Genomic DNA, 17,090 nt, shown 5'->3' with positions numbered 1-17,090 from the left:
AGACGCTGCAATCGCGGGACGGCGGGCAAACACCGGGTTGGCATACACATGGGATCGCCCCGGGCCCGCCTGCCGTCCCCGGGCAGCACGCTTTTGACCGCGTCGGCCCTCCCGACCGCATGGTCGACGGAACCGAGATAGCGTCGCTCGACGACGTGCCCGAGCTCGGCTCGTACCTCTTCACCGCCGAGGACATGTTCACGAACGAGGAGGAGGTCATCCTCGTCCGCTGTGAGGACGACCCGGGCGTCGAGGCCTGGGTGAACAACTGCCCGCACGAGAGCCAACGCTTCGACCGGGGTGACGGCGCCCCGATGCGCGACGGCGAGATAATCTGCCCGAAACACGGGTCGCTCTTCGACAGTTGCACCGGCGAGTGCGACAACGGCGAGGCCGCGGGCACCACCCTCCCATCCGTCGATATCGCCGTCGATGAGGGGACAGTCTACCTCACGGACGACGACTACACCTTCCTCCACGCGGGCCCGCGCGACGACGACGAGGGGCCCGGCTCGACGTCGCACCTCTCCTTCTGAGGCGCGCCCGCCGTCGGCGGCGGGCGACCGGACAGCCATACACGTGTAAATCAATTGTACCGTCTGGTCGAGGACGTGTACCGTTCGGTCAAATAGCTCCGGCGAAGCTGGCCGACTCGCCGAACAGCGAGCGATTGACGACGCGAACGACCGTTATTTCTGCTTCAATTGATACGTTCGTTCGTGTCCGGCGTCGGCGTCGAGAGCCGCTCCGTCCCCCGAAACCGTCGTCGCGGCCGGCCGTCACGCGTCCCGAATCGTAAGACGGATGACCGAACCGACCGTTGGGGGGGGTATGACGACAGCCGCGACGTCGGCCGACGCGAACGGACCGAACGACGAAACGACGGTGAGCGGGCGATGAGCACGGGCCTCGAAGGGGTCCTCCTCGTCGTCGGCCGCCTCCTCTTCGGCGGCGTCCTCGCCTACACCGGCATCGGGCACTTCACCGGGACGGAGGGGATGGCCCAGTACGCCGAGTACAAGGGCCTACCGGCGCCGAAGCTCTCGGTGCTCGCCTCGGGCGTCCTCCTCGTCGCCTGTGGGCTCGGCGTCGTCGTTGGGGTCTTCCCCGCCGTCGCCGCGGTCGTACTCGCCGTCTTCCTCGTCGTCTCCGCCGTGCTGATGCACGACTTCTGGAACGTCGACGAGGAGCAGCGCCAGAGCGAGGTCAACAACTTCCAGAAGAACATCGCGATGGCGGGCGGCGCGCTCATCCTCGCCTCGGTCGCCACGAACGACTGGACGATGGGGCTCGGCGTCGGCCTCTTCTGAGCCCCGCGAAGCGCCCGCGCGGGCCGCGAGAGGCCCGGTCGCGGCGACCGACGCGGACCTCACAAGTCGTATAAGGCTCTCAACCGTACGTTCTCGTATGACCGCTTCGAGCACGTCCAAATCGTCGTCCGAGACGCGGGAGGCGATCATGGAGGCGACGTTTCGGGCGCTCAGCGAACACGGGTACAGCAACCTGCGCGTCCGGGACATCGGCGAGGAGTTCGAGAAGAGCCGCACGCTCATCCACTATCACTTCGACGGGAAGCACGACCTCATCTCCTCCTTCCTCGAATATCTCGTCGCGCAGTACGAGAGCGACCCCGCGGTGCCCGCGGACGCCGACCCGTGGGCCGTCCTCGACGAGCGCCTCGATCAGTGTCTCTTTGGGCCCGACGTCGGCGACTTCGACCACTGGGAGCGGATGCGCGTCTACCACGAGCTCTTCTCGCACGCCCGCCACGACGAGCGCCACCGCGAGGCGTTCAACGAGCATTACGAGACCATCCGCGGCAACATCGCGCGCGTCCTCGAAGCCGGGATCGAGCGCGGCGTCTTCGCCGACGTCGACGTCGACGACATGACGCAGCTCATCACGGACGTCATCCACGCCGCGCGGGCGCGCAAGATTTCGCTCGGCCACGACGACGCACCGACCCAATCGCGGCGCGCCATCGACGAGTTCGTCCTCTCGGCGCTCGAACGCGACGCGGCGTGACCGGCGCGACGCGACGCGGCGGGCGAGACCCGAACGGCGCTCGCACCCGGGCCGAGGCGGCGTGCGAAGAAGGTTAGGGGGCAGGGAGCGTACGTCACGTATCGACAACCGCATGTCCGGCACACCACCATCGACGTCGCGCGCGCCGCCCGCCGAGCGCTGGTCGCCACCGGGGCCGATCCGCGTCCTCTACGTCGACGACGACCGGGCCTTCGCCGAGCTGGCCGCGACGCACCTCACCCGTCACGACGAGCGGTTCGCGGTCACGATAGAGACGGCCCCCGAGGAGGCGCGCGAACGCGTCCGCGAGGAGCCACAGCACTTCGATTGTGTCGTGAGCGACTACGAGATGCCGTCGCTCGACGGGCTCGCGCTCCTCGACGCCGTCCGCGACGTCGCCCCGAACCTCCCGTTCGTCCTCTTCACGGGGATGGGCAGCGAGGAGATAGCCAGCGAGGCGATCTCGCGCGGCGTCACCGACTACCTCCAGAAGGGCGGGACGGAGCAGTACGCCGTCCTCGCCAACCGCGTCCGCGACGCGGCGGCGACCTCCCGAATGAGGCGACAGCAGCGGCGCTACCTCGCGGCCATCGAGACCGCGCGCGAGGGCATCAGCGTCCTGAACAGCGACGGCGAGTACGTCCACGTCAACGAGACGTACGCGGACCTCTACGGCTACGAGCCGGCGGAGCTCCGCGGCGAACACTGGGCGGTCACGTATCCCGACGAGGACACGGCGTTCGTCCGCGAGGAGGTCCTACCGACGGCGCGCCGCGAGGGATACTGGCAGGGGTTCACGACGGGGGTGCGCGCAGACGGCACGACCTTCCGCGAGGACCACGTCGTGGCGACGACGGACGGCGGCGACCTCGTCTGCACGGTCCGCGACGTCGCGGACCTCGACGACCGGGCCTTCGAGATGAAGCTCCCCGCCATCGAGGCGGCACCCATGGGAATCGCCATCAGCGACCCCGGGCGGGCGGACAACCCCCTCGTCTACGTCAACGACCGCTTCGAGGAGCTGACCGGCTACGACGAGACGGAGATTATCGGCCGGAACTGCCGATTCCTGCAGGGCGAGGGGACGGACGAGGCCGCCGTCGCAAAGCTCCGCGCCGGAATCGAGGCCGAAGAACGCGTCTCCGTCGAGCTGCTGAACTACCGGAAGGACGGGACGCCGTTCTGGAACCGCGTCGACGTCGCACCCCTCTACGACGACGCGGGGGACCTGACGCACTTCGTCGGCTTCCAGCAGGACGTCACGGAACGCCGCGAGCGCGAGGCGCGCGTGGAGGCCGTCGCGGCGCAACTGGAGGCGCTCTTCGATAACTCCCCGGACATGATCGAGGTCCTCGACGCCACCGGCGAGCGTATCAGCGTGAACCGCCGGCTGTGCGAGGAACTCGGCTACGAGGAGTCGGCGCTCCTCGGGACCGAGGTCTGGGAGACCGACCGGCTGACGACGGCGACAGAAGTCCGCGAGACGCTGGCCGGACTGGCGAACGGCGAGCGCGAGCGTTTCGAGGGCGAGCTCGAGCGCCGCGACGGCTCGACGCTCCCCGTCGAGGTCCACCTTATCAGGTTCGACGTCGACGGCGAACGGCGCTTCGTCTCCGTCGTCCGCGACATCACCGAGCAGAAGCACCGCGAGGAGACGCTGCGCGCGCTCTACGAGTCCACGCAGTCGCTGATGGACGCGGCCGACCGACAGGCGGTCGCGGAGCAGGCCGTCGAGACGGCACGGAGCGTCCTCGACCGCCCGCTCAACACCCTCTGGCTGTACGACGAGAACGCGGACGCCCTCCGGCCGGCCGCGACGACCGCCGAGACCCGCGAGGTGTTCGACGGCATCCCCACCTACACGGGCGGCGAGAGCCTCACGTGGGAGGCGTTCCGGACGGGCGAGGTCGCCGTCTACGACGACGTCGGGACCGAGGACGACCGCTACAACCCGGAGACGCCGGTCGGGAGCGAGATGATCCTCCCGCTCGGGCCGTACGGCGTGCTGATAATCGGTGCGCGCGAGGCGGCGGCGTTCGGTGACGAGGAGGTCTGGCTCGCCCGGCTCTTCGCGCGGACCGTCGAGGCGGCGCTCGCGCAGACCGGCCGCGAGGAGGAGTTGCGCGCCCAGCGCGCGGAACTCGAACGGCAGAACGACCGCCTCGACGCGTTCGCGGGCGTCGTCTCCCACGACCTCCGCACGCCGCTGAACGTCGCGGACGGCTACCTCGAACTCCTCGCAGCGGACGCCGCGGACGAGCGCGTCGAGAAGGTGCGGGACGCGCTCGACCGGATGGACGCGATCATCGAGGAGACGCTGACGCTCGCACGCCAGGGCCGGACGGTCGGCGAGATGACGGACGTCGACCTCGACGCGCTCGCCCGCGAGTGCTGGGAGCGCGTCGACACGGCCGACGCGGCGCTCGACGTCGCCGGCGACCGGACGATACGCGGGGACCGCGAGCGCCTCCAGCACGTCTTCGAGAACCTCTTTCGGAACGCCGTCGAGCACGGCGGCGACGACGTGACGGTGACGGTCGGCCCGCTCGACGACCGCGGCTTCTACGTCGAGGACGACGGGACCGGCGTCCCGGCGGAGCGACGCGACACCGTCCTCGAACCCGGGCACTCGACGGGCGGCGACGGCGTCGGGTTCGGACTCGCAATCGTCGCCGAAATCGTCGACGCCCACGGCTGGACGCTGGAGGTGACCGAGAGCGCGAGCGGCGGCGCGCGCTTCGAAATCGTGACGGACGACGGGACGGACCGAGAGCGTCGAGGCGCGTAGCGCGTCGGCGGACACCACCGACTTAACTGGGGGGCCGACGTACGGCCGCGTATGTCAGATTCAGCGACGCTCGGGTCGTCGCTCACCGAGCGGACGGAGGTCCTGATGCCGGAGGGGACGAACCACCTCGGTCGGGCGTTCGGCGGCCGCATCCTCGAGTGGATGGACGTCGTCGCGTCCGTCGCCTGCCGGCGCTTCGCCGGCACGCAGGTCGTCACCGCGAGCATCGACCACGTCGACTTCCACGCGCCCATCTCGGTGGGTGACGTGGTCACCATCGAGGCGTACGTCTTCGACGCCGGGCGGACGAGCCTCACCGTCCGAACGACCGTCCGCGCCGAGGACCCCGAGAACGACGAGGAGTGGGACGTCACGGGGGCGTTCTTCACGTTCGTCGCGGTCGACGACGACGACCGGCCGACCGCCGTCCCGTCGCTCGACTGCCCGAGCGAGAACGAGATGAAGCTCCGCGAGCGCGCCCTCGACGAGCGCCGCGAGCACCGCGAGGACCTCGTCGAGCGTCTCGACGCGGAGACAGCGGGGGCGAGCGCCGAGTCTGAATGACCGACGTCGACCCGCATCTCGCGCGGCTCCGCGTCTACCCCGTGAAGTCCCTCGACCCGGACGACCGGACGCGGGCGCGCGTCCTCGCCGACGGCGGCCTCACGCACGACCGGGCGTACGCGGTCCGCGACGCCGACGGCCGCTACGTCAACGGGAAGCGCGAACCGGCCGTCCACGGTATCGACGCGACGTTCGACCCGGAGAGCCACGAGCTCGCCCTCCGCGCCCGCGAGCGCGCGGCGGAGGGGGGAGCGCTCCCCGCGACGACGTTCGCCGTGGGCGAGGCGTCGGGGCGCGACGCCGCCGCCGACTGGCTCTCGGCGTACTTCGGCTACCCCGTGACGCTCGAACACGACGGAACCGGGGGGTTCCCGGACGACACGACCGCGCACGGCCCGACCGTCGTCTCGACCGCGACGCTCGACGCCGTCGCCGACTGGTTCGACCTCGGGACCGAAAGCGTTCGCCGGCGCTTCCGCCCGACGCTGGAGCTCGGCGGCGTCCCGGCGTTCTGGGAGGACCGCCTCTACGCCGACCGCGAGCGCGTCGTCCGCTTCCGAATCGGCGACGCCGTCTTCCGCGGGACGAACCCGTGTTCGCGCTGTGCCGTCCCGTCGCGCGACCCCGAGACGGGCGAGGCCATCGCGGGGTTCCGCGAGACGTTCGTCGAGCGCCGCGAGGCGACGCGCCCCGACTGGGCCGACGCGACGTGGTTCGACCACCACTATCGGCTCGCGGTGAACACCGCCGTCCCCGAGGCGACGGTGGGCGAGACGCTCGCCGTCGGGGACGCGGTGGAGGTGCTCGGCATCGACGACGGCAACCCGCAGTCGTAGGGCGCGGGGCGCGCTACGCGTCGTCGCGTCCGACGGTCGGCGCGACGCGCACGTCCAGCGAACGCGTCCGCGGGCCGTCGCACTCCACGAAGAGCACCGACTGCCACGTCCCGAGGTCGAGCGACCCCTCGGAGACGGGGACGCTGGCGCTCGGCCCGAGGAGCGACCCGCGGAGGTGGGCGGCCGCGTTGTCGTCGACCGCGTCGTGGGCGTAGTCGGCGTCGGGGACGAGGCGCGCGAGCGCGTCCTCGACGTCGGTGATGAGACCGGCCTCGGCCTCGTTGATCGTGACGCCCGCGGTCGTGTGCGGGACGAAGACGGTACAGACGCCGCGCTCAACGTCGTCCGGGACCGCGTCCGCGACGCGCGCGGTGACGTCCGTGACGGCGAGGCGCTCTGTCGTTTCGAGGGAGAGTCGCATGATGAGAGGGAGGGGCGACGGCACAAAGAGCGATTCGCTCGGCGGGCCGGACTCAGCGCGCGCGGCGGAGCGCCGCGACGATCACGGCGGCGAGGAGGAAGCCGGCACCCATGGCGACGACGGCGTCGAGGTAGGAGAAGCGCGTGATGACCGCCCCGAGGATGACGGGGGCGAGCGCGCCCCCGATGGGGAGGCCGGTGTAGACGAGGCCGAAGCTCTTGCCGGTATCGGCGGTCCCCGAGAGCGCGTTGGTGATGCTGTCGCGCGCCGGGAGGGAGACGCCGAGGCCGATGCCCGCGATTCCCCAGACGACCACGAGCGTCGTCGCGTCGAGGTCGAGCGTCGCGCCCGCGGCGAGAATCACGCCCGACCACGCGAGGCCGGCGACGATGATGGTGAAGGCGTCGTATCGGTCGGCGAGCCAGCCGCCGGCGAGCACGAAGAGGGCGGTCACGCCGAGGAACGCCGTCAGCGCCGCGTTGCCGACGACCGTCGAGAGCCCGAGGTGGTTCACCGCGAACGCCGTCGTGTACGTCTGGATGCCGGCGTCGGTGAACGTCACCAGCAAGAAGAACGCGAACATCCCGGCGACGAGCGGCCGTTCGAGCATCCGGAGGCTGTCGAGGAACGACCCGTCGTCCGCCGACTCGTCCGTCACGGCCTCGCGGAGCGCGCGCCGGTGGACGGGCGCGAGCCCGACGGCGAGGACGCCCGCGTAGACGAGCCCGAGGGCCCCGAGCGCGACGAGCGCCGCCCGCCAGTCCGCGAGCGCCGCGATGCCCGTCGTCAACACGGGCGCGGCGGCGAAGCCGACGAAGCCGCCGAAGGAGTGGACGCTGAACTGTCGGCCCTCTCGCGAGGCGTCGCCCGCGGCGTCGAGGAGCGCGTAGTTCGCCGGGTGGAACGGCGACTGGCCGACCCCGGAGAGGAACGCGCAGCCGAGCACCTGGAGGGCGGACGTGGCGAAGCCGGCGAGCGCGACGCTCGCGGCCGTCAGCGCGAGGCCACCGACGACGACGCGCTTCGCGCCGGCGCGGTCGACGAGCTCCCCCGCGGGCACCTGACAGAGGAACTGCGCGCCGAAGATCAGCGTCACGCTCACCGCCAACTGCGTCGCCGGGACGTCGAACGCCCCCGCGATGAGCGGGAAGAGCGGCGGGAACGCGAGGAGGTAGACGTGCGAGAGGAAGTGGTCGACGCTCACGAGCGTCGTCACGCCGAGGACGCCCGACGCACGCCGCGTCATCGGGCGCGACGGCGGGGCGTGACTGTGGGGCTGTACGACCGCGACCGTTCTACCAGACAGGACATGTCGGTGAGTCGATGCGCGGGTGCCTAAGCGTTTTCCGTCCGTCGGCACGCGGACGCGGACGCGAACGCGAGGCGCAGGGCGAGGGCCCGTCGCACGACAGTCCGAACTACAGCACCGAATACTCCTCGGACGGATCGTACTTCCTGAAGAGGAGGCTGTTGGAGAGCACGCTCACGCTGCTGAACGCCATCGCGGCGGCGGCGAGCGCGGGCATCATCAGCCCGAGCGAGGCGAGCGGGATGAGGACGGTGTTGTAGCCGAGCGCCCAGAAGAGGTTCTGCTTTATCTTCCGGAGCGTCGCGTCGGAGACGTTGATGGCCTTCAGGACGTCGGCGGGGTCGTCGCGCATCAGCGTGACGTCCGCGGCCTCGATGGCGACGTCGGTGCCGGAGCCGATGGCCGCGCCGACGTACGCGGCGGCGAGCGCGGGCGCGTCGTTCACCCCGTCCCCGACCATCATCGCGCGCGAGCCGTCGGACTGGATGGCGCCGACGGCGTCCGCCTTCTCGTCCGGCAGCACTTCGGCGCGGACGTGCTCGGCGGGAATGCCGAGTTCGTCGGCGACGGCGCGCGCCGTCCGCTCGTTGTCGCCCGTGAGGAGGCGGACCGTCTTCCCGCGCGCCTGGAGGTCCGAAACGGCGCGCTTCGCCGTGGGCTTCACGGTGTCCGCGGCCGCGACGACGCCCGCGAGTCGGCCGTCGACGGCGACGAGCATCGCGGTCTTCCCCTCGGATTCGAGGCGTTCGCGGGCCTCCGCGGCGGCATCGACCGGGACGCCGGCGTCGGAGAGCAAGGCGGCGTTCCCGACGAGCACCTCGCGTCCGTCGACCGTCGCGCGCACGCCCTTCCCGGCGGTGTTCTCGAAGTCCGTGGGCGTCGCGTAGTCGATGCCGCGCTCCGTCGCGCCCGCGACGATGGCGTCGGCGAGCGGGTGTTCGCTCGCGGACTCCGCGCTCGCGGCCGCGTAGAGCAGGTCCGTCTCGGGGTCGGTGGGCGTCGCGTTCTCGCCGCCCTCCGCGGCCGCGACGGGGCCGCTACCGACACCGTCGGCGCGGGCGTCGCCGCCGTCCGCCGCGGTGCGGTCGAGCGCGACGACGTCCGTGAGCGTCATCTCGCCCTTCGTGAGCGTCCCCGTTTTGTCGAAGACGACCGTGTCGACGTCGCGGACGCGTTCGAGGACGTCACCGCCCGTGAAGAGAACGCCGTTCGTCGCGCCGATGGAGGTGCCGATCATCGTCGCCGCGGGCGTGGCGAGCCCGAGCGCGCAGGGGCACGCGACGAGCACCGCGGAGGCGAAGACGACGACCGCGAACTCGAAGACGCTCACCGTCCCGCCGGCGACGACGGGGCCGCCGCCGACGAGCCCCCAGAGCGGGAGCCACTCGACGACGCCCGCGAGCGTCCCGGGGGCGGCGTACCAGAGGACACCCCAGAGGAGGGCGTTGGCGATGACGGCGGGGACGAAGTAGGCGCTGATGCGGTCGGCGAGGTTCTGCACCTCGGGCTGGCGCGATTGGGCCTCGCGGACGGTCTCGACGATCTGCTGGAGCGCCGTCTCGGAGCCGACCTTCGTCGCCTCGACGACGAGGCGGCCGTTCTCGTTGACGGTGCCGCCGACCACGTCGTCGCCCGGCGTCTTCCCGACGGGTTCGGACTCGCCCGTCACCATCGACTCGTCGATTGCGGACTCGCCCTCGACCACGACGCCGTCCGTCGGGACCTTCTCGCCGGGCTTGACGACGAGGTGGTCGCCGACCTTGACCGCACTGATTTCGACCTCGCGCTCCTCGCCGTCTTCGAGGACGCGCGCGGTGTCGGCCTCCATCTCCAGGAGGGAGCGGATGGCCTCGCCGGCGCGGCTCTTCGAGCGCGCTTCGAGGTAGTTACCGAGCGTGATGAACGTGAGGATGAACGCGGCGCTGTCGAAGTACGACCCGCCGGCGACGAGGCCGGCGAGGGTGGCGACGCTGTAGACGTACGCCGTCGAGGAACCGAGCGCGATGAGGACGTCCATGTTCGCCCGGCCGTTCTTCACGAGCGCCGTGTACGAGTTCGCGTAGAACTCCTTGCCGAGGACGTACTGGACGGGCGTGGCGAGGACGAAGCCGACGACCTCGAACGGGAGGCCGGTGCCGGGGAGCGTCTCCGGGAGGAGGTCGGGGGCGAACAACCCTTCGAGCATCAGCGCGAACAGCGGGACGGCGAACGCCGCGCCGAAGAGCGTGAGGTTGCGCTGTTTGCGCGTCTCCGCGCGCCGCGCGGCGTCAGCCGCGCTCTCGCCGCTCTCGCTCTCGCCCTGACCGTCGGCGTCGCCCGTGCTCTCCGTCTCGCGGACGGGCGAGTATCCCGCGTCGGCGATAGCGTCGTAGAGGTCGGCCGTCGACGCCGTTGCGGGATTGTAGCGCACGCGCGCCTCGTCGGTAGCGAAGTTCACGTCCGCCGTAATCACGCCGGGCATCCCGAGGAGCGCGTCGTGCACCGTCTGCGAGCAGTTCGCACACGACATGTCGGTTATCGTCACCGTCACCGTCTCGTCGACGGGGTCGTAGCCCGCGTCCGCGACGGCGTCGTAGATGGATTCGAGCGACACCGCCTCGGGGTCGTAGGTGACGCTCGCCTCGTCGGTGGCGAAGTTCGCGTTCGCCTCGGTGACGCCGTCGAGGTCGGCGAGGGTGTCCTCGATGGTCGCCGAGCAGTTGGCGCAGGACATCCCCTGGACGTCTATCCGCTCGGTTCTGGGCATAGGTGTGTGTAGGGTCTCCGGGTTCAACCGACTTGCCCTTACGGAACGTAAGCGCGAGGACGTATCGACTTCGATATTCGAGGGCGGTCAGTCGCCCGCGGCGTCGTCGGGCCGGTAGCCGCGGCTGATGGCGCGCCACGCGCCGGTTCGAAAGCGGTAGTAGTTGACCGCGGCGGGGACGGTCGTCTCCGCGAAGAGCGCGAGGTAGACCCCGGCGACGCCGAGGGCGGTCGTCGCGCCGAGGTACGTGAGCGGGACGGCGAGCGCGAACATGGCGACGACGCGCCCGTAGAACGGCCAGCGGGTGTCGCCGGTCGCGTCGAGCGCGCCGTCGAGCGCGCGGGCGACGCCCTGCGGGACGACGGCGACCGCGGCGACGCGCACGAGGTCACGGGCGATGGGGACGACGGGGCCCGCGGGGTCGTCGACGAACAGGCGGACGATGGGGCCGGCGAACGCGACGACGAGACAGCCGGCGAGGAGGTAGGTGGCGGCCGAGAAGACCGCGATTTCGCGCGCGTGGACCTCGGCTGCGGCCTCGTCGTCGCGGCCGAGCGCCTGCCCGACGAGGCTGCTCGCGGCGAGCCCGAATCCCCACCCGGGCGTGTTCAACAGCCCCCAGACGCGCCGGGTGACGACGTAGGCGGCGAGGACGTCGCTCCCGAGGAGGCCGACGAACGCGAGCATCGGGAAGCGAGCGACCGTCCAGATGCCGTTCCGACCGACGACCGGGACGCCGATGGTGAGGACGTCGCGGACGAACCCCGGCTGGAGGTACGGCCCGCGCGGCGAGACGGTGACGGGGAAGTCGCCGAGGCCCGGGAGGCCACCGCGCGCGAACCCGACGACGAAGACGACGGCGACGAGGGCGTTCGAGACCGCGGTGCCGTAGCCCGCGCCGGCCGCGCCGAGGCCGAAGCCGAAGACGAGGACGGCGTTGAGCGCGATGTTCGCGGCCGCGCCGCCCGCGCGCACGACCATCGGGGTCCACGCGTCGTCCGCGCCGACGAGCGCGCGACTCCCGACGAGGTTCAGCGCGGCGATGGGGACGCCCACGCCGAGCGCGCGGAGGTAGGCCGCGCCGTAGCCGATTGCGGCCGCGTCGTCCGTGAGGAGGCCGACGAGCTCCGCGGGGACGGCGACGAAGAGCGCGGCGAGCGGCAGCGAGCAGAGGACGACGAGGAGCGCGCTCGTGCGGACGGCCTGCGCGAGTTCCTCGGTCGCGCCCGCGCTGTAGCGCTGGGAGACGAGCGCGATGGTGCCCGCGGCGAGGCCGCCGCCGAGCGCGAAGACGAGCCCCCAGTAGGAGCTGGCGTAGCCGACGCCCGCGATGGCGCTCGCGCCGAGCGCGACGCCGACCATCGCCACGTCCGCCGCCCCCTTCGACATCCGCGCGAGCCCGGTGACGATGCGCGGCCACGCGAGGTCGGCCGTGCGGCGGACGTTCGCCGGCTCGACGAGCCCGAGACGGGAGAGCGCGAGGCCGACCCGGAGGAGGACGGCACGAACGGGGTTCGGGAGGGAAGACACGGTGGCGTACGGTCGGTAGGACCGGGGACCCTTTGGCCGTTCGCACAGCGGCCGCCCGCACCGGGTCCCCGCCCGTCCACGGGACGCGGCGACGCGAGGCGACGCGTACAAGACGACGCGGGCCGCTACGAACGCCCACATGAGCCTCGGCGTCGGTACGGGATGGTCGGGACCGTCGGCCGTCCAGCGCGACCGGGCGGTCCTCGCCCTCGTCGTCTTCGTCGTCCTGTTCGCCCAGGTGCTCCTCTACCCCGGAATCACCGACCTCGTCGCCGCGCTCGGGCGCGCGCCGTCGCTCGACGCCGGCACGTGGTTCCTCGGGGCCGAGTTCGCCGCCTTCGTCCTCTTCGCCGGGCTCTGGGGCTACCTGAGCGACCGCACCGGCCGCCGGACGGCGTTCATCGTCGCGGGCGCGCTCGGCGGCGCGCTCGGCTACCTCTCGCTCGCCGCCCTCGGCCGCGGCGGCGACGTCCCGTTCGTCCTCTTGCTCGTCGTCCGCTTCGCGCAGGGCGCGTTCACCATCGGCGCGCTCTCCCTGGCGATGACGATGCTGATGGACCTGGAGGGGGGCCACGGGAAGAACATGGGCGCGGCGGGCATCGCCATCGGGTCGGGGACGGCGCTCGGCGCGCCGCTCGGCGGCCAGCTCTACGAGCAGGGCGCCCTCGTCCCGCTCTGGGTCGCCGGCGCGGGACTGCTCGTCGCGGCGCTGTTGGCGACGCGCGTTGCCGACCGCGCGCCGAGCGGGAACGGGCGAGCGGTCGGCCTGCGCGACGTGCTCGCGCGCCTCCGCGCGACCCCCGAACTCGGCTTTCCCTACGCCTTCGGCTTCATGGACCGGCTCACCGCGGGGTTCTTCGCGCTCGTCGGCACCGTCTACTTCCGCGAGACGTTCGGCCTCGACGCGGGCGGCGCGGGCCTCGTTCTCGGGCTCTTCTTCGCGCCGTTCGCGCTCCTTCAGTACCCGCTCGGCGTCGTCTCCGACCGCGTGGGACGGACGCTCCCCATCGTCGTCGGCTCCGTCTGCTACGGGGCCGTCGTGGTCGCCGTCGCGCTCGCGCCGACGCTCGCACTCGCCGCGGCCGCGATGGTCGTCCTCGGTGTCTGCGGGGCGCTCGTCTCGCCGGCGACGATGGCGCTCGTCACGGACATCGCCGCGGACGACGAGCGCGGCGTCGCCATGGGCGGCTTCAACGTCTTCGGCAACCTCGGCTTCCTCGCCGGGTTCGTCGTCGGGAGCGTCGTCGCCGGCGCCGCCGGCTACACCGCCGCGTTCCTGACCGCGGGCGCGCTCGAGGCCGGCATCGTCCTCCTCACACTCCCCGCGTTCCTCCGGCTCGACGTCCTCGGGAGCGGTCAGCGTACATAATACGAGAGGAATCCGGCAGTTACGGCCCCTTTAACGCCGGTTAGTAATTCCGAATCGGGAGGGTTTATGGTCTCCGCGGTTCAGACCAAAAATCATGGGTAATAACGGTGCAGACAAGAACAGATGGCTGATCGCGGTCGGTGCGGTCGCCATCCACCTCTCCATCGGTGGAATCTACGCGTACAGCATCTATCAGAACCCGCTCCAAAGCGCGCTCGGCTGGGAGACCTCCAGCGTCTCGCTGGCGTTCTCCATCGCCATCTTCGTGCTCGGGATGACGGCCGCGTTCCTCGGCAGCTACGTCGAGAAGTACGGCCCCCGGAAATCCGGGCTCGCCGCCGCCGTCCTCTACGGTATCGGTACCATCGGGGCCGGTGTCTCCGTACAGCTCGGTAGCCTCTACCTGTTCTTCGCCACGTTCGGCCTCATCGGCGGGATGGGCCTCGGGCTCGGCTACATCTCCCCCATCGGGACGCTCCTCGAATGGTTCCCGGACCGCCGCGGTATGGCGACCGGCCTCGCCGTCATGGGCTTCGGTGCCGGCGCGCTCCTCACCAGCCCGCTCGGTAACGCGCTGATGCTGAACTTCAGCACCGGCTCCGCGCAGTACACGCAGTCCGGTATCGCGACGACGTTCTACGTCCTCGGTGCGCTCTACTTCGTCCTCATGTCGCTCGGCGCGAGCTACCTCGCCAAGCCGGAGGAGGGCTGGCTCCCGTCCGGGATGGAGCAGACCGAGGCGGCACAGGAGAAGGCGAAGTCCGCCATCTCCGGTCTCTCGAACCTCACCGCCGCGGAAGCGCGCAAGACGCCGCGCTTCTACATGGTCTGGCTCATCATCTTCATCAACGTCTCCGCGGGCATCATGCTCCTCGCGTACGCCTCCCCGATCCTGCAGACGCTCGGCGGCGCGTCCGCGACGACGGCCGCGTTCATCACCGGCTACATCGGCCTGTTCAACGGCGGCGGCCGCATCTTCTGGTCGAGCCTCTCCGACTACATCGGCCGGACGACGACCTACGGTGCGTTCTTCGTCATCCAGATAATCGCGTTCTTCATGCTCCCGCAGGTCGCGGGCGTCTGGATCATCGCCATCACGCTGTTCATCATCATCACGTGTTACGGCGGCGGCTTCGCGTGCCTGCCGGCGTACCTCAGCGACCTGTTCGGCACGAAGGAGGTCAGCGCGATTCACGGCTACGCGCTCACCGCGTGGGGTCTCGCCGGTGTGGCCGGCCCGACCCTCGCCTCGACCATCCTCGAGTCCACGGGTAGCTACACGACGGCGCTGTACATCATCAACGTCGTCCTCGTCGTCGGTCTCGCCGTCGTCCTCGTCCTCCGCTGGCGCATCGGGCAGGTCGGCGACCAGAGCGCGACGGCCACGGCGAACTAACGCGTTCGCCACCATCGCCACGCCACCCCGCATCGCGCGCGAACCACGCTGTTTCGGCTTTTTCGACCGGCGACGCGCCGGAGACATCACCCCCCGAAGCGAGACCCGTACCTTTTTCTTTAGGTGTCCCTAAACGTGGCGTATGTCACCATCGCGTCGTTCGTCTCGGGTCGAGCGGTCGGACGACCCGGACGCTCGGAGCACGACTGACGCACCGGAGAACGAGGCACCGACGGTCAACTGCCGCGAGCTCCACGCGGAACGCCGCGTCTTCACCGAGGACGGGAACAGCGACGGCTGGATATCGACCGACCTCACCGTCGTTCCCGAAGCGTAACGCGACGTCACCGTCCGTCACGTACCGTGGCGTATCGAACCGCGAGGTAGGACGGGACGAGTCGCGCGAGAAAATACGGGGAGCGTCTACTCGTCGGTGCGGACGAGAGTGTCGTCCGCGAGGAACTTCTCGACGTCGTGGGCGTCCTCCTCGATGGTGCGGAGGTGCCCGCGGAGGATTTCGACGGTGGTCTCGTCACCCAACTCCTGGGCGAGCGCGACGTGCTCGCGGAGTTGCGCGACGAGGACCGCGTACGCCTCCAGGTCGTTTTCGAGGGAGGGACGGAGCGCGTAGACGTCCGCTGCCTCGATGCCCATCGGAGCGTGCTGGCGGATTCCCATGGGACCGTTGACGGGGACGCCGCCGAGGGCGTGAACGCGGATGGCGATCTCGTCCGTCGCCTCGGAGAGGCGGTCCGCGGCGTCCTCCAGGAACTCGACGACCGGTCGGACCTCCCGGCCTTCGAGCGTCCAGTAGTGTTTGCGCAGTTGGTTGAAGAGGATGTAGAGCCCGGAGAGGTCGGCGTTGAGCGCCTCGACGACGCGCGCGGCGGCGTCGCGGTCGAGGCGGAGTTCGTTGTCGACGACGGTGTCCCACTCCTGGCGGAGCGCGTCCGCACCGGGGTTGCGGAGGTGGGGCGCGCTCATCGGGACCCCCCCGTCACGAGCGTGTCGTCCGCGAGGAAGTCCTCGATGTCGTTCGCGTCGTCTTCGAGGTCCTCGAGGCGGTCCTGCAGGAGTTCGACCGTCGCCTCGTCACCCAACTCCTTGGCGAGGCCGACGTGCTCACGCATGCTCGCGGCGAGCGTCGCGTAGGCCTCCAAGTCCCCTTCGAGGGAGGCGCGAGGTCGAAGTGGTGTTCGGCCTCCAAGTGGACCGGCGCGTACTCCTGGAGGGTCGGGGGCGTGCTCGCCGGGACGCCGCCGAGCGTCGTGATGCGCTCGGCGAGGTCGTCGTTCAGCTCTCGGGCGCGCTCGTACTGCGCTTTGAGCACGTCCGCGACGTCCTCGTGCTCGGCCCCCTCCGCGGTCCAGTAGTGCTTGCGCAGCACGTAGAAGAGGTTGAACGCGCCGGCGTGGTCGGCGTTGAGCGCCTCGACCATCCGTGCGGCGTCCTCCCGGTCGAGCCGGACGGCGTTCTCCGTGACCGTCCCCCACTCCTGGCGGACGGCCGCGCCGTCGAGCTCGCGCACCAGACGCCCGGTCCGTGGTTCGGCCATCAGTTGGTCGCGTTTTCGAGGACGAGGGTGTCGTCTTCGAGGTAGTGGTCGACCTCGTGCGCCGCGTCTTCGAGGTCCTCGAGGACGCCGCGCAGGAGCTCGCTCGTCGCGTAGTCACCGAGGTCCTCGGCGAGGGCGACGTGTTCGCGGACGGACTCGATGACGTCGCCGTACATCTCGCGGTCGTTCTCCAGCGACGTGCGGATGTCGTAGACGTCCTCGCCCTCGAAGTCGACGTGGGCGTGCTCCGCGAGCGCCGCGGGCCCGCTCACGGGGACGCCGCCGAGCGCCTGCGCGCGCTCCGCGATGTCGTCCGCGGCGTCCTCGGCCTCCTCGGCGCGGTCGCCGAGGAACTCGTGGAGGTCGTTGAACTCGGCACCCTCGACGTTCCAGTGGTGCTTGCGGAGCTGGTGGTAGAGGACGTACGACGCCGCGAGGTCCTGGTTCAGCGCCTCAACTATCTGTTCGGCCTTCCCCTGGTCGAGTCGCAGTGCGTTCTCCTCGACGGTACCCGCTTCGCGACGGATCGTCTTCTGGGTGCTCATCGTACT

The 17,090-nt window shown here is 70.7% G+C and carries 16 protein-coding genes and 1 pseudogene; 9 read left to right on the top strand and 8 right to left on the bottom strand.

The window, feature by feature from the left end; all coding sequences use genetic code 11:
• The first annotated feature begins 119 nt into the window (after positions 1-119).
• From IEX84_RS05305 to IEX84_RS05280, 6 genes are all read left to right on the top strand, one after another.
• Positions 120-536, top strand: a complete 417-nt coding sequence (locus IEX84_RS05305; RefSeq protein WP_188870574.1) for a Rieske (2Fe-2S) protein — start codon at positions 120-122, stop codon at positions 534-536.
• Between the two features lie 360 nt (positions 537-896).
• Positions 897-1,310 carry a DoxX family protein gene (locus tag IEX84_RS05300; protein WP_188870572.1) on the top strand — a complete coding sequence of 138 codons (414 nt, stop codon included), beginning with the start codon at positions 897-899 and terminating at the stop codon, positions 1,308-1,310.
• 97 nt (positions 1,311-1,407) lie between these two features.
• A complete protein-coding gene (locus IEX84_RS05295; protein WP_188870570.1) occupies positions 1,408-2,025 on the top strand; it encodes a TetR/AcrR family transcriptional regulator in 618 nt (205 codons plus the stop codon).
• Between the two features lie 112 nt (positions 2,026-2,137).
• Positions 2,138-4,813: a PAS domain S-box protein gene (locus IEX84_RS05290; protein WP_188870568.1), complete on the top strand. Its 2,676-nt coding sequence runs from the start codon at positions 2,138-2,140 to the stop codon at positions 4,811-4,813.
• A gap of 51 nt (positions 4,814-4,864) precedes the next feature.
• A complete protein-coding gene (locus tag IEX84_RS05285; protein ID WP_188870566.1) occupies positions 4,865-5,377 on the top strand; it encodes an acyl-CoA thioesterase in 513 nt (170 codons plus the stop codon).
• Complete coding sequence (locus IEX84_RS05280) at positions 5,374-6,213, top strand: MOSC domain-containing protein (protein WP_188870564.1); 840 nt, start codon at positions 5,374-5,376, stop codon at positions 6,211-6,213. Before IEX84_RS05285 ends, IEX84_RS05280 begins: the two co-directional genes overlap by 4 nt.
• Positions 6,214-6,226: 13 nt before the next feature.
• Here the strand turns inward: IEX84_RS05280 and IEX84_RS05275 are convergent, their stop codons facing one another.
• From IEX84_RS05275 to IEX84_RS05260, 4 genes are all read right to left on the bottom strand, one after another.
• On the bottom strand, positions 6,227-6,634 hold the full coding sequence (locus tag IEX84_RS05275; RefSeq protein WP_188870562.1) for a secondary thiamine-phosphate synthase enzyme YjbQ: 408 nt from the start codon (positions 6,632-6,634) through the stop codon (positions 6,227-6,229).
• A 52-nt stretch (positions 6,635-6,686) separates the two neighbouring features.
• Positions 6,687-7,880: an MFS transporter gene (locus IEX84_RS05270; protein ID WP_188870560.1), complete on the bottom strand. Its 1,194-nt coding sequence runs from the start codon at positions 7,878-7,880 to the stop codon at positions 6,687-6,689.
• Positions 7,881-8,052: 172 nt separating this feature from the next.
• Positions 8,053-10,689: a heavy metal translocating P-type ATPase gene (locus tag IEX84_RS05265; RefSeq protein ID WP_188870558.1), complete on the bottom strand. Its 2,637-nt coding sequence runs from the start codon at positions 10,687-10,689 to the stop codon at positions 8,053-8,055.
• 87 nt (positions 10,690-10,776) lie between these two features.
• Positions 10,777-12,219, bottom strand: a complete 1,443-nt coding sequence (locus IEX84_RS05260) for an MATE family efflux transporter (protein ID WP_188870556.1) — start codon at positions 12,217-12,219, stop codon at positions 10,777-10,779.
• 139 nt (positions 12,220-12,358) lie between these two features.
• On the opposite strand from IEX84_RS05260, the gene IEX84_RS05255 reads away from it, so the two are divergent.
• The 3 genes from IEX84_RS05255 to IEX84_RS05245 all read left to right on the top strand — a co-directional run bounded on the left by IEX84_RS05255 (position 12,359) and on the right by IEX84_RS05245 (position 15,321).
• Entirely contained in the window at positions 12,359-13,588 is a 1,230-nt protein-coding gene (locus tag IEX84_RS05255) for an MFS transporter (protein WP_188870553.1), read from the top strand.
• Between the two features lie 94 nt (positions 13,589-13,682).
• Positions 13,683-14,984 carry an L-lactate MFS transporter gene (locus tag IEX84_RS05250; protein ID WP_188870551.1) on the top strand — a complete coding sequence of 434 codons (1,302 nt, stop codon included), beginning with the start codon at positions 13,683-13,685 and terminating at the stop codon, positions 14,982-14,984.
• A 142-nt stretch (positions 14,985-15,126) separates the two neighbouring features.
• The gene (locus IEX84_RS05245; protein ID WP_188870549.1) at positions 15,127-15,321 is read left to right on the top strand and encodes a hypothetical protein; all 195 of its coding nucleotides are present in this window, start codon (positions 15,127-15,129) and stop codon (positions 15,319-15,321) included.
• Between the two features lie 86 nt (positions 15,322-15,407).
• Here the strand turns inward: IEX84_RS05245 and dpsA (IEX84_RS05240) are convergent, their stop codons facing one another.
• From dpsA (IEX84_RS05240) to dpsA (IEX84_RS05230), 4 genes and pseudogenes are all read right to left on the bottom strand, one after another.
• A complete protein-coding gene (gene dpsA, locus IEX84_RS05240) occupies positions 15,408-15,968 on the bottom strand; it encodes a DNA starvation/stationary phase protection protein DpsA (RefSeq protein WP_188870547.1) in 561 nt (186 codons plus the stop codon).
• Positions 15,965-16,114, bottom strand: coding sequence for a hypothetical protein (locus IEX84_RS14690; protein WP_268237630.1), 150 nt, complete (start codon positions 16,112-16,114; stop codon positions 15,965-15,967). Before IEX84_RS14690 ends, dpsA (IEX84_RS05240) begins: the two co-directional genes overlap by 4 nt.
• A gap of 143 nt (positions 16,115-16,257) precedes the next feature.
• Positions 16,258-16,422: pseudogene (locus IEX84_RS14685) on the bottom strand (DNA starvation/stationary phase protection protein DpsA); the annotation flags it as partial.
• A gap of 116 nt (positions 16,423-16,538) precedes the next feature.
• Positions 16,539-17,084 (bottom strand): DNA starvation/stationary phase protection protein DpsA, encoded by a 546-nt coding sequence (gene dpsA, locus IEX84_RS05230; RefSeq protein ID WP_188870545.1) that lies wholly within the window; start codon positions 17,082-17,084, stop codon positions 16,539-16,541.
• Positions 17,085-17,090: the final 6 nt, after the last annotated feature.

The organism is Halarchaeum rubridurum (genome assembly GCF_014647115.1).
In the GTDB taxonomy this organism is placed as follows: domain Archaea; phylum Halobacteriota; class Halobacteria; order Halobacteriales; family Halobacteriaceae; genus Halarchaeum; species Halarchaeum rubridurum.
Note: the sequence above shows the minus strand (reverse complement) of the source record. Positions and strands in the feature narration are given on the sequence as shown.

Coding starts and splice junctions, on each gene's coding strand:
- IEX84_RS05280 (WP_188870564.1), top strand. CDS start 5,374: ATGACCGACGTCGACCCGCATCTCGCGCGGCTCCGCGTCTACCCCGTG.
- IEX84_RS05295 (WP_188870570.1), top strand. CDS start 1,408: ATGACCGCTTCGAGCACGTCCAAATCGTCGTCCGAGACGCGGGAGGCG.
- IEX84_RS05305 (WP_188870574.1), top strand. CDS start 120: ATGGTCGACGGAACCGAGATAGCGTCGCTCGACGACGTGCCCGAGCTC.
- IEX84_RS05275 (WP_188870562.1), bottom strand. CDS start 6,634: ATGCGACTCTCCCTCGAAACGACAGAGCGCCTCGCCGTCACGGACGTC.
- IEX84_RS05270 (WP_188870560.1), bottom strand. CDS start 7,880: ATGACGCGGCGTGCGTCGGGCGTCCTCGGCGTGACGACGCTCGTGAGC.
- IEX84_RS05290 (WP_188870568.1), top strand. CDS start 2,138: ATGTCCGGCACACCACCATCGACGTCGCGCGCGCCGCCCGCCGAGCGC.
- IEX84_RS05285 (WP_188870566.1), top strand. CDS start 4,865: ATGTCAGATTCAGCGACGCTCGGGTCGTCGCTCACCGAGCGGACGGAG.
- dpsA (WP_188870547.1), bottom strand. CDS start 15,968: ATGAGCGCGCCCCACCTCCGCAACCCCGGTGCGGACGCGCTCCGCCAG.
- IEX84_RS05300 (WP_188870572.1), top strand. CDS start 897: ATGAGCACGGGCCTCGAAGGGGTCCTCCTCGTCGTCGGCCGCCTCCTC.
- IEX84_RS14690 (WP_268237630.1), bottom strand. CDS start 16,114: ATGCGTGAGCACGTCGGCCTCGCCAAGGAGTTGGGTGACGAGGCGACG.
- IEX84_RS05245 (WP_188870549.1), top strand. CDS start 15,127: ATGTCACCATCGCGTCGTTCGTCTCGGGTCGAGCGGTCGGACGACCCG.
- IEX84_RS05265 (WP_188870558.1), bottom strand. CDS start 10,689: ATGCCCAGAACCGAGCGGATAGACGTCCAGGGGATGTCCTGCGCCAAC.
- IEX84_RS05250 (WP_188870551.1), top strand. CDS start 13,683: ATGGGTAATAACGGTGCAGACAAGAACAGATGGCTGATCGCGGTCGGT.
- IEX84_RS05255 (WP_188870553.1), top strand. CDS start 12,359: ATGAGCCTCGGCGTCGGTACGGGATGGTCGGGACCGTCGGCCGTCCAG.
- dpsA (WP_188870545.1), bottom strand. CDS start 17,084: ATGAGCACCCAGAAGACGATCCGTCGCGAAGCGGGTACCGTCGAGGAG.